Genomic DNA, 12048 nt, shown 5'->3' with positions numbered 1-12048 from the left:
TCGTTGACAGCCCCGCCGCCAGATCTCGGGTTTCAGTTTCACTGTGGTTGGCCCGCCTATATACAAATCCGGATACGATACTGAAAATAGGGGGAGCGGACACACCACCACCCTGTTACAAGTCACACGCGCTCCCTCCTTTCCACACACCGCCTCTACCAACCCATGTCCACGGCGAACCCTCCATCTCTCGGTACATGCCCGTTCTGCCAAGCCGAGATCACGACGGCCAACGTGATCGTTGAATATGAAACAGAGACAGGACCAGCAGTATACGCCGAGTGCCCCGAATGCCGGGACGTCGCAAACCCGGAGTGACTCCCTCCCCATGCTATTTGAACGTGTAGACCGGTTGCTGCCCTGGACAAAGCAGCCAGAAATCGTGTACGAATGTCGCAACTGCGGAACCTCCGTGAGTGAGGACACTGAAGCCTGTCCTACCTGCGGAGCAGACGCAATCGCCATGTACCGGATATCCTGATCCATGACAGAGGATTATGATCAGGTCCTGGAGGTTGTCGCGGAGAACCCAGGTGCCACTCTCGAGGAAATCTTGGACCTCGCACGTGACCGCGGTATCACCAGCACCAGTATCCCAGACCTCGTCTCGACGGCGGTCAGCAATGACGATCTTCTCGAGTTTGACGACCGGCACTGGGTGATGCGAACAGGTAAGTACCAGTTCCACCAGTACGACCACCCAGAAACGTAACTCGAAAGTCAACTGTGCTCCGACGGCAGAGCCATCCTCACTAGGCCCAAAAAGAAATCGCCGGTAATCGCCAAGCCGGAACAGCACTCGGCAGTCTACGTATCGAGGCGGAAGATTCCAACAATAGCCGGAAGACAGTCGAATTGCAACGTGTTCTCTTCCTCCTGATGATTATACCGTGCAATCTGTACCATCAGGCACCGCAAGATGGCATTCCGAAACTCGATATGCGTCGCCACAGAAACGTCCGACTCGAGTGCATCGGTACTACCGGGAACGGCCACAAGATGGTCGAATTGTTCGAATTTGGACTCTAGGTGGCTGAATTCGATTTGAAAGTCTTTCTCGACGATAGTGTACGCTGCGATCAGTGACGTTTCCTCAAGCAATTCGTCTGGTTTCTCGGCGTCGCCATCTATTGCGAACCCAACGACATATACAGTGGGCGTCTCATCAGCATCAACTTCGACTGCGGCTGTTCGAGCAAGCTTGAGACTGTGATGGAACAGTCCATACCAAGCCTCGTGATCAAGATTTTTGAGAGCGGTTACGAGCGCTTTCGTGCGAGGGACGTTCGGTTCGATGAGCCGTGCTGCCTGTGCAGGAACGGCAATATCTCCCGAGAGAGCATCAAGCGGGACCGTCGCCCTAGCGTTGTTGAGTTCTTCGGGCCGGGCCACGATCAGGGGACCCTCTGTTCCCTCTATTGAACGAGAGAAATCCGCGGCATCGAGATCGGGTTCGACCGCGAATCGTGCATCATCGAAGGTCGGGCGAACGAGAAATTCTGTTTCATCGAACGAGACCTCAGACAAAAACTGGCATCCAGTGAAGTCTGGGTCGCCGGCGAACGAAGCGAGGTCAAAGCGGGCTGTTCCGCCGAACTCCGTCTGTTTGAATACCGCTTGTGCGTCGAACCGAACGCTTCGAAAATCCGCATGGCCGGCGAGTTCGGCACCGAACTGGAAGTGATCGAGCGTAGCTTCCCTAGAATCGAGATCGCCGTCGATCATCGAGCCGTGGAAAAACAGCTGGGATCTTGAGCAGACGTTTCGAACGATGACATTGCTCTCGAACGTAGCATCCCGAAGATGAGTCAAATTTTCGAATCGAGCTCCCTCGAAGTCGACGGTTTCCTCGAACGTGCCGTACGTGAACCAGACCTCGTCCTCGAATGTACTGTCCGTGAACGAGAGCGAGTCCTCGAAGTTGGCAAACGAAAACGAGGTGTAGCCTTCGAAGGCACTCTGATCAAATGAAGCGTTCGTACCGTGGTGGCGGAAATCCTCGAAATCCACCTCGTTCCCGAACGTTGCCTGGGATGCGTTCAGTGAGCCGGTGACGACTGCGTGACTGCAGGAGACGTCACCGTTAACTTCGATCCCGGATAGCGTAAGGTCTCCGTCGAACGATGCCCCAGTGAGTCGAAACTCGCCACTGACGGTACTGTCGGCGAACGACGCCTCGTCCGTGACTGCAATCATCGCAAAATCAGTAAGCGGTGGCCATTCAGTTCGCTCACATGAGAGGTCACCGCCGAACTCCGATCTGGCAAATCTGACGTTGGCACTGAACGATGCGTCGTCGAGTACCGCCGGTCCGTCTACCGAGAAGTCTCTCGCGTCGATGAATCCGGCGTCGAGCGCGTTAGCGACCAGGCCACTATTGAACTGAGCGTGAGAGAGCAGCGTCTGTCGGCCAATCTTCGCGCCCGCCAGATCAACTACACATTCGAACCGTGCGCCACGAGCGTCAAGCGCGCCTGTAATAGCGATATTCCCGAGGAGAAGCGGTACTTTGACCGTCGCATTCGAGAGATTGAGGTCGCCCTCGATAGTTGCCCCCCGAAGGTCGATCGGTTCGCCATTGGGAGTCTCGAGGACTGTTCCCGAGAGATTTACTGATTCGAGACGACCACCTGCAAATGTCGTTTCCTGATCCGGTCCGGACACTGCTTCGAGAAACGCATCAGTGATCGTACTAGATGGATACTCGCCCTCTGTAGTATGGAACAAGCAGCGATCGTCGTCGCTGGAGACGGGCTGATGTGGACAGTGATCGGGTTCCGTAACGGGAAGTGGTCCAACGGCTGCCGGCGCTGTCTCACTCAGTGATCGATACTGGTACGAACAGTGGGATTCTCGAGTCATGGTTAAATCATCGTGGAAATGGCTGTCGGTCGAACGAGCGATACAGCTGAGTCGGCAGACCGGATTAGTGCATGTTCGAGAGCGATTCGGTTTCGGAGAACGTCCACCACGCGATCTGATCGATTTCGATCATTGAGTACGTCGAATGGGTTGCCAGCCAGCGACACGAGTCGATCAGTTCGAGTTTCGAGGATGAGTCCACGTCGAACTCGGAATGTTCGGTCTCGAGTTCAGTGATGAATTTCTCTACCTGGACGTCTGGCTTGACGGTGTCGGCCCCAGCAATCATCCGTAAATACTGGAACGTAGCGGGGCCAATTCCGTGGACATCTCCAACCGGATCAGACTGGTACTGCTTCGGGTCAGCGTTCGCTGCCCACGTCTGAAGCAGGTCTAGATCATCTGCGTCTGGCTCTGCCTTCTCGAGTAATGCAGCAGCGACGTCGTGGACGATATTTGGATGGCCGATTGTGAAACTCTCGGCGAACTCAGAATCGTGTTCCAACTCGGTGAGATCGGCCAGCGACTGTACCTTACCCGAATTGACAAACTGGTCACGAAACGATTCAACGTTGGGTTTGACGATGTTTTCGTAATTGAGTCCGGTTGCAGATCCGGCTGCATCGGCGATTATTATTTTCGGGTCTGGGCCGGTCCAGCGATCGAAGTTTTGGAACTTGGCGGCGTGTTCTTGATACTTCGAGGCGTCGTCGGCGTAGTTGTCGAGGACTCGTTGTACTGTCTCGTCGATGGCAGTAGGGTCCGTCATTGAAACACCTCGTCGCCCGGACTAACAGGTGACGAATATCTATTGAATGTAGAAGATGATAAATATAATTTCCAACATATGGTTGTTAGTTTCTGAATGGTAATTAGTCTCTAGGAGGGGAGATGGAATTAGCACGATTTAACAGCGTATGCTACTGGACCGAGTTCGATATTCAATCGGCTCAACGCCGCGACAATCACGTAGTCTTCGAATGCTGTCGTCTGCATCACCCAGCGGTATACGAGAGTCTAAGCAATCGAGTCGCCTGATCGACGTCGGCATCCGAATCGATAGCGAAGCTCGTCCAACCGCCGCCGGCGAAGCGGTGGTCGTTTGTCTCGCCGGTCGTGATGAGGTGATCCGCGACGCGCTTTGGGAAGTTGATATCGACGACGCGAGTGCCATGTGTGTGACCGATTTCGCGCCCGTCGACGGTGAATTCGACCGTTCCAAGGCGGTGGGGCCGACGGTCACACCGGGCCACGAGGAAACGGCTTCAACAAGCCGGACGCCGGCGCCGTTCGTCTCGCTGGGCGGTACTGATGTCATGATGAATCTATGCAATGCGAGGAGATAAGGCTTCTATTAGTGGATCAACCGCAAAGCTCCTCAAGCAATTCGCTCTCCATTCGCGAAAACGCCCTCTTTAGTACATTATCAGTGGCCTCACGGGCACTGAATATGATATCAACTACAGTCCTCGGTTGCAAGGGCCAGGCAGTAATCGATCCTAAGTCTCACTGTGTCCTGATGGCCGCCGGCCCTCTACCTCAGTCGTCAGCTGCGGTCTCGAGCTCAAACTGCTCGTTCTCGGCAACACTATTCAGAACGATACTCGTGTTCGACTGCTTGATATCAGGATCTGTCACCAGGGCCTTGATCTGATCGTTCATGTCATCGGTGTCTTTGAATTTCCCGAGTGCGATGATGTCGTAGTCACCGGTCACTTCGTAGACAGACATCATCTGGTCGTGGTCGCGCAGCGTCTCCGTAATTTCACCGAGTGCATCGCCTTCGACTTTGAGCTGCATTACTGCTGTTACGTCGTACCCGGCAGCATCGTAGTCGATGATCGGCGTGTATCCTCGGATGACACCTTCCTCCTCGAGGTCAGAGAGATGGTTTGAGACCGTCGTCACAGACACATCGAGATCCTCAGCAAGACTCCGCAGGCTGGCGCGTCCATCTCCAAGTAGCTTATTGACTAACTCCGTATCCAGATTCTCGTAGGTCATTAGATAATACAGTGATACTAGATACTAAAATTTTACGAATGTCCATATCATTCCTTAGAAAGATCCGTCTATGGTCAGCAACAGTGGAACTTGGTTATGAGGGTTGCAGACAAACGATTTCAGTCTATAGTGGTTGCATAGCAATGACTGTCCTTTGGAACCGTCTCTTCTCTTTCAACCACATGGAGGTTAGCATAGTTGATGCCGAAGCAGTAAGGTTCAATTCATATTTTGCCGACCCAATGCAATCGGGACACCCCACTGCTTCTATCCGCCGAACGAAAGACGCTGCTACCATCTATCCATTATGCAAGTGATGTGCTCGCTGTGTGTTACGAGTGGTGCGGGTAATCGTCTCGAAGGAGTGTCTCTGTGGCAGAAAATCGCAGCTTCGACAATTATAAATGATCCTCCTTGTGCTATACGAGTAGGATGTCATCGCTTGACACAATGAAGCGGATCAGCCGGTTTGTGAGTAAATATTTCGTCTTATGGGTCGTGATCGCGGTCGTCATTTCCTTCCTCAGTCCAGAGAGCTTTGTGTGGATTGGTGACTACGTTTCACTCTTACTTGGGGTCGTGATGCTGGGAATGGGGCTGACGCTTACGACAAAGGATTTCAAGCGCATTCTCGAGCGGCCACGAGACGTTCTCTTGGGGGCAGCAGCACAGTGGCTGATCATGCCAACTGCAGCGTATACGCTTGTTGTCGTACTCTCACTACCAGCAGAGATCGGGATCGGACTGATCCTTCTCGGGGCAGCACCAGGTGGGACGGCATCGAACGTCTATACCTATCTCGGAAAGGGCGACGTCGCCCTCTCGGTAACAATAACGTCCGTGACGACGCTCGCAGCACCGCTCGTAATGCCAGCCTGGGTAATCTTGTTCGCTGGGGAGCAGATCCAAGTGACGTTTGCAGAAATGTTCCAGGAGATCGTTCTGATCGTCGTCATTCCTGTCGTTCTCGGGTTCACACTACGACGGGTTCTCGACCGACGCGCACCAACTGCAGCGAAGGCAGGATTAACGATATTCCCCGCAGTGAGTGTGATAGCTATCGTTGCGATCGTTGCAGCAGTTGTCGGTGCCAACGTTGAAAATATCCTCACTGCCAGTGCTGTTGTCCTGGTGGCAGTGCTTCTCCACAATATGATCGGTCTTTCTGCGGGCTACGGAACGGGGTACGTGTTCGGAATGGCGGACGATCGGTCACGTGCTTGCTCGTTCGAGGTTGGGATGCAAAATAGTGCACTGGCTGTTGCCATCGCTGCTGCCTTTTTCTCCCCTCTAGCTTCACTAGTACCTGCCCTTGCGGTTGTCCTCCATCAACTCACTGGCCCTGTGCTGGCGACCTACTTTGCAAGCCAAGATGACGAACCCATTGATGAATCAGCAGAGCCAACTCAGTCGATTAGCGACTAATATCACCACTCCCTGAATACTGACCTACCTTCTCGACAGGTCAGTCGATAAGACGCCACCAGCCTTCGCTCGTACAGTGGATTGCATAATTGGCGAGTAGATCGAGACTGAGAGTTCTGAAATCCATATGTTTAATTGACTTTCCACCAATTGCCAATCCATGTCAATCGAGCTCGAAGGTCTCTCTTCGGTACTGAATTCAGATCAAATCTCATTCACGGAGGCGGACCGACACGAACGGTCTGCAGACTGGGGAACCAGTGAAGAAGACGCTGTGTATCCGGATGTCGTCGTTTGGCCAGAGAGCACCGCAGACGTGGCCGCCGTCCTCTCTTGGGCCAACGAGAAGAAGATTTCAGTCACCCCATACGCAGCAGGAACGAGCCTCGAGGGCAATGCCGTCCCACTGGAAAAGGGCATTAGCCTGGATCTGACCCGGATGAACGAGATCCACGAAATTCGGCCCGACGATCTTCAGATCGATGTTGGGCCGGGAATTTACGGCGATGAAATCAACGAAGCAGTCGGCAAACACGGCCTCATTTTGCCGTCGCTCCCTTCGTCAGGAAAAATTTCGACGATCGGGGGGATGCTTGCCAACGACGCATCAGGCATGAAGACCGTAAAGTACGGCGAAGTTGCAGATTGGGTTCTCGAGGTGGAAGCTGTTCTGCCATCGGGTGAAGTGATAACTGCAGGGAGTAAGGCGGAAAAGACATCAGCCGGGTATAATTTGCTGGACTTGCTTGTAGGGAGTGAAGGGACACTCGCGGTCATCACTCGAGTAACGCTGAAATTGGCAGGCCGTCCGGAACAGATCTGGGGTGGGCGTGCAACGTTTGCCGATCTCGGCGATGCTGCCGATGCTATCTTCGATACTATTCGATCAGGTGTCGACGTTGCCAAGATCGAACTGATCGATTCGATTAGTGCAGAGATCGCAAATGCAAGTTTAGATACTGGGTTGCCGAATTCGCCGATAGTCTTCCTCGAATTCCATGCGAACCATGATATCGAGTCCGAAGTAGAGTTCTGTCAGACGATCTTCGAAGCGCATGGTGTTACCGAGTTCGAGGTTGCTGAGAGTGGTACGGAAATGGAGAATCTTTGGGAGGCACGACGCGAACTCGCGGATGTCGTCGAACCGTTTGACTCGAATCTTTCCTTCCTCACGCCTGGTGACGTGACTGTGCCGATCAGCAAGTACCCTGAGATAGTACGGTACGTAAAAGATCTAGGGGACGAACACGACTTCATGATCCCTTGCTTTGGCCACGCAGGAGATGGCAATCTCCATTATTTTGTGATGGTAGATACTGACGACCCGGAGATGGTCGAACAAGGAGAACAGATTTCAAAACAAATCATCGAACGGGCAATCGAAATGGGCGGGACTGCAACCGGCGAACATGGTGTTGGGGTCGGTAAGCAAGAATATCTTGCAGTTGAACATGGAGAAGCCGCAGTCGACACGATGCGGTCGATTAAGCAGGTGTTCGATCCCAATGGTATACTCAACCCCGGAAAGATTCTACCAGAGCAGAAAGAGTCCAGCCAACCGGAACGCAATACATAGCATGATTGATTTAGAAGGTCGTCACCTTCAGATCGCACATTAGCGTCCGGCCTTCGCGGAACACACCCCGGACTGGGCCCAAAAGCTCCTCAAACAGATTGGCGAATCGTAACTCCCGTCGAGGCGGAAAACGCAGACGCTTGACCACATCGTTTTGGTCAATTGGCGCCCTCGAGCTGTCGGCGACTGTCCGGCAGCATTGACGCCTACGATTTTAGTCCATCACCGTTATTGACAGGGTGTCTACTACCGCACAACCGAAATACACAACACCGCCATCTTAACCAACAAAGAACTACTATTCTTCTCAGCTGTTGGTTAACAGAAGCTCGAGAACGATGCCGAAGCCTGGGGGGTGACCTACCCTGGACAGCCCGGGTGTATCAATTGATTCGGAGAGCGGCTTCCAGACACGAACGGAAATCGCCGCAAAATAATCCGATCTAAGCTCGAGTCAGCAGCAAACGACGCTGATCGGTACGCCGGTCCCGGTCAATCCGAAGCGAGTGACGACCACGAGCGGTTCTCCGGATTGTTCGAGGATGGGATTCATCACGGCTGGCTTCCGTTTGGTCTAACCTTCGACGGGGATGGTGAAACCCTCGGGCGTCACACGGAGGTAGTATCGAGGCTGGCTGTTAGCTGGTGCTGTGTCTGGATCCCTGTATAGAATCGCTGCACGATCTCGGACTGGTGCTTCGGACACGCCACCGGGAGGATGACCCCGTCCTGGACTTGGACCAATGGATGCGACGAATTGTATGGGGCGAGACGGCAACTGGGACATGACACACCACCAGCCGGTCGATGATGCAGGAGATCAGCCGTGTCCGTGGACGTCAATCCACAGATCGAAGAGAACTGCTCGAGGTGCTCATCGCAGCTGAGGACAGGGATCGTAAGCTGATCCAAGAGGAGAAACGACACCTCTTGCTGTCCACCAGACTGGACGGCAGACTGGCACGCGTCACATCCGATCGCCGATAACGACTGCTGGCCATCTGGTGATGCCATCGTGTATCCGCAGGACGCCACACTGGTAAGTTATGGGGAGTTACGTCTATAAGCAACTCCGGTAGAAACGGCACTGTCTCGTTTAGCACCACCGTCGGCTCCTATCCACTAAGTGGCTGATTTGGCCACTGTATGTTATAATAGTGTGCGAATGGTTCAAGAAAGTTTTCTGGGATTGGTCCGACTGCCCAGCCACGGGTTGTGGAAGCGGTAACCCGTATCTTCAATTTGTGAAACCTATTTTTCGATGGGGTTTCGGTAATATAGCTGGTTACCCATCTAATCCTAACCGAGAGAGAGCAGTCAGATAGCCGTAACCATTGACGAGAAATACAGCCTCGGAGAGATCGTGTTTCTCAATAAGTCGATGCAGGAACGCAGCGACTGGACCGGTACCTTATTGTCCGAACACTGCGACGTCAAGTACTAGCCGCAACTCGAGATCTATTGCATCGTGTACCCAAGACCACATCCCATTGATCTTGACAAAGTCTCATCAATGGCGGCCCGTGACGGCTTCGTCATCGGCGGGTCTAGAACAGTGTCAGCCAACCGATGTACCCAGCCAGATTGCTTGATGAGAACACTATATGCCGACCAATCGAAGAGTCTCTTGTGTCTCTCCATCGTGTTCAGATAAGCTGATTCCACGCAAAGGCGAACGATCTGAGCCACTCATTAGTCGTTTCCGCGTTTGCGTTGCTAAAACAGTTTGAGAACGAGGATATTCGTCGCTTTACCTCTCGAAAGACACGTTTGACGCTGTTCCGATTTCCGTGGCGTTCGTATCTGAAATGGAGACCGTGTCGTTGGCACGCGTAGTTCAGTGCTTTGTCGCCGTCAACGAGAAACACGGCGTCGTCGACGTCGTGTTTCTCACGCAATTCCGCGATAAACGAACTGGCGGTTACTTTGGTTCTCGTCGTTTCAAGCCCTGTGTGGAGTTATTCATCCGATGAGGGATCGACCGCTGCGTACAGCCAGTACTGCTCGTCGTTGAGTTGGCTCACGATCTCATCAACCGCGACGTGATCCGGGCACTGACCAGACTCTGGCTGTAGATCGGCTTTGTGGACCCAGTTATGCACCGTCGAGCGAGCTCGGTCAACACCGAACAACTCGATAATTCGAACAGTATTCGAAAGCGAAAGACCAACAAGATGGAGCTGAATACTGAGCTTCATCAACAGACGCGGTGTTGCCTCTCGCTCCACAAAATCCAAGTCGAGCTGGCCGGTACTAGAACTGAGGCGTGCGTTTTCGGGCATAGAACAATTTGAAAACGTCACGCCTCGCTCCTTCAACCTTATTTGAACACCACCCTCACTTTTCACCCTTAACGAAATAGCACCACACTATAACTAGTGCCGTTTGAGCAAAAATTCTAACACATACTATAGGTAGTAGTGTGTGCGATAATTAATTTCTCTGTTTATATATCCGGGGGCTGTATAGTAGGAGGATAACTGCAAGCCCGAGCAAAGTTCCGACTGCTAAAAGGGCAAAACTTGATTGAATGCCGATGATATCGCTCAGGTATCCAATGATTGTCGGAAATATCGAACTTGTTATAAGTGCGACAGTGTACACATAGCCGAATGTTCGTCCTTCGTATTCCGGCCGTGAGACATCGCTGATGAGGGCATCGCGCACTGGGTTGAGGCCGTATAGACTACCACCGAGGACGATAAATACGAACGCAAGGATAATTGGTGATAAGGTGAAAACAGCCAATGTCACAAAACAAATTGTTGAAACAGCCAAGAGCAGGACGATCACAGTCCGAGAATCGAACCAATCGGTGAGAATACCGGTTACGAGCTGTGAAACCATCGCACTGAGTAAGAGAAGTGCGAAGTAGAAATTTGCAGTTGATTCAGTCTGAAACGTAACCCCGGCTATTGAGAAGGTGATGCCATACACGTCCGCAACGAACGCCGGCGCAAACGCCAACAACCCGTTTCCAGCGAACAGGATTGCAAAAAAGAAGATGAGCAATATCGCGACTGGAAACAAAAATTCACGTGAATCTGTTCGTAAAAGTTCTCTTACGATACCACCACTCGGATTAGTTTTGTTGCTCAACGGCGGCTGGGTATCGAACTGGGAGTTGTGGAGATATATGAACAGCCAGATAGCATACCCATATCCAAACAGAGCAATATATAGGAGGATTAATTCCCAAGAGGTAAACAATATAAAAACACCAACGAAAAGTGGAGCGAGGGCATCACCAATCTTAGATGCACTGCCCCACATTCCGAGGACTTTTCCCTTGTTTTCCGGCGAGATATTGGCAGTGATCAACGGATAGCCAACCGGGTGGATTCCACTGTATCCGATCCCGGCAACAACCATTGCCAATGCCATGAGCTGAAATGGACCGGTAAATACGTCACCAAGCAATTCAATTGGCGGGAGTTCTGCACCAAGTATCGGCGAGAGCGAGAAAATCACGTACCCGGTAGCCATTGTACCAATCGAGATGCTAGCAATGTAGTGTCGATTAACACGGTCTGCAAGGATACCAAACGGTGCTTGGAAGAGACCACCGACAAACATGAAAATACTCACGAGCAGACCGAGCTGCCAGAGCAGTGCATCAATGTCAATTGCGAGAATAGGTATCAGTGGTGGGACAAGACGGTAAAAAACGTGCTGAGCAGCATGTACAGACGATATGACTGTTGCGAAGAACAATTCTCGGCGTCTCAGTCCAAACATTGTCTTTCGGAAGCGTCCGCGATTAGTAACTCAGTCTATCGGTTATAGATATTAAATTCATCGGAATCGACACGCCCGCGCGTTAACTCCGAAATGAAAATACTGCCACATATTTTTATTGTATATTATAAATGGAGAGATAATTGCCGGTGCGTAAACTATCCTCACTGAATTTATTCTGATCGTTTTTGTGTTATCCCGCTTACTCGGCCGTTGCTCGCCGCTGTGCGAACGCACGTGTAAGAAAAAAGATCGCAACGAGGACAATGATCAGCGCTACCGTTGTGTTTTCGTTCATAAAGATAGTCGCCGTTCCGGCCAGAAGCAAGAACACTCCAGTAAACGTGTTCACTGCGATCTGGTTTTCCATATCGTTATTCATCTTTTACGTTTTCTACTGAGACGGTATTAGATTTTCCGAAAGTCGTCTGGGAGACTCACTC

General features: G+C 52.0%; 9 protein-coding genes and 2 pseudogenes. 5 read left to right on the top strand and 6 right to left on the bottom strand.

Annotated features, from left to right (window positions below):
- Positions 1–165: 165 nt before the first annotated feature.
- Together ACFEMD_RS22095 and ACFEMD_RS19345 are read left to right on the top strand one after the other, a co-directional pair.
- A complete protein-coding gene (locus ACFEMD_RS22095; RefSeq protein ID WP_449560130.1) occupies positions 166–318 on the top strand; it encodes a DUF7837 family putative zinc-binding protein in 153 nt (50 codons plus the stop codon).
- A 166-nt stretch (positions 319–484) separates the two neighbouring features.
- Positions 485–712 carry a hypothetical protein gene (locus tag ACFEMD_RS19345; protein WP_394742919.1) on the top strand — a complete coding sequence of 76 codons (228 nt, stop codon included), beginning with the start codon at positions 485–487 and terminating at the stop codon, positions 710–712.
- A 95-nt stretch (positions 713–807) separates the two neighbouring features.
- Here the strand turns inward: ACFEMD_RS19345 and ACFEMD_RS19340 are convergent, their stop codons facing one another.
- Together ACFEMD_RS19340 and ACFEMD_RS19335 are read right to left on the bottom strand one after the other, a co-directional pair.
- The gene (locus ACFEMD_RS19340) at positions 808–2664 is read right to left on the bottom strand and encodes a pentapeptide repeat-containing protein (RefSeq protein WP_394742918.1); all 1857 of its coding nucleotides are present in this window, start codon (positions 2662–2664) and stop codon (positions 808–810) included.
- A gap of 262 nt (positions 2665–2926) precedes the next feature.
- Complete coding sequence (locus tag ACFEMD_RS19335; protein WP_394742917.1) at positions 2927–3631, bottom strand: hypothetical protein; 705 nt, start codon at positions 3629–3631, stop codon at positions 2927–2929.
- A 211-nt stretch (positions 3632–3842) separates the two neighbouring features.
- Between ACFEMD_RS19335 and ACFEMD_RS22090 the strand changes: the two genes are divergently transcribed.
- Complete coding sequence (locus ACFEMD_RS22090) at positions 3843–4208, top strand: hypothetical protein (protein ID WP_449560129.1); 366 nt, start codon at positions 3843–3845, stop codon at positions 4206–4208.
- 193 nt (positions 4209–4401) lie between these two features.
- On the opposite strand, the gene lrp is transcribed toward ACFEMD_RS22090, so the two are convergent.
- A complete protein-coding gene (lrp, locus tag ACFEMD_RS19325) occupies positions 4402–4866 on the bottom strand; it encodes an HTH-type transcriptional regulator Lrp (RefSeq protein ID WP_394742915.1) in 465 nt (154 codons plus the stop codon).
- A 432-nt stretch (positions 4867–5298) separates the two neighbouring features.
- Between lrp and ACFEMD_RS19320 the strand changes: the two genes are divergently transcribed.
- Together ACFEMD_RS19320 and ACFEMD_RS19315 are read left to right on the top strand one after the other, a co-directional pair.
- Positions 5299–6291, top strand: a complete 993-nt coding sequence (locus tag ACFEMD_RS19320) for a bile acid:sodium symporter family protein (protein ID WP_394742914.1) — start codon at positions 5299–5301, stop codon at positions 6289–6291.
- Positions 6292–6451: 160 nt separating this feature from the next.
- Positions 6452–7867: an FAD-binding oxidoreductase gene (locus ACFEMD_RS19315; protein ID WP_394742913.1), complete on the top strand. Its 1416-nt coding sequence runs from the start codon at positions 6452–6454 to the stop codon at positions 7865–7867.
- A 1115-nt stretch (positions 7868–8982) separates the two neighbouring features.
- Here the strand turns inward: ACFEMD_RS19315 and ACFEMD_RS19310 are convergent.
- From ACFEMD_RS19310 to ACFEMD_RS19300, 3 genes and pseudogenes are all read right to left on the bottom strand, one after another.
- Positions 8983–9503: pseudogene (locus ACFEMD_RS19310) on the bottom strand (DDE-type integrase/transposase/recombinase); the annotation flags it as partial.
- Positions 9504–9513: 10 nt separating this feature from the next.
- Positions 9514–10149: pseudogene (locus ACFEMD_RS19305) on the bottom strand (IS6 family transposase).
- 151 nt (positions 10150–10300) lie between these two features.
- The gene (locus ACFEMD_RS19300) at positions 10301–11605 is read right to left on the bottom strand and encodes an MFS transporter (RefSeq protein WP_394742912.1); all 1305 of its coding nucleotides are present in this window, start codon (positions 11603–11605) and stop codon (positions 10301–10303) included.
- Positions 11606–12048 lie beyond the last annotated feature (443 nt).

It is taken from the genome of Natronococcus roseus (genome assembly GCF_043677095.1).
Lineage (GTDB): Archaea > Halobacteriota > Halobacteria > Halobacteriales > Natrialbaceae > Natronococcus > Natronococcus roseus.
This window is presented reverse-complemented; position numbering and strand designations above follow the sequence as displayed.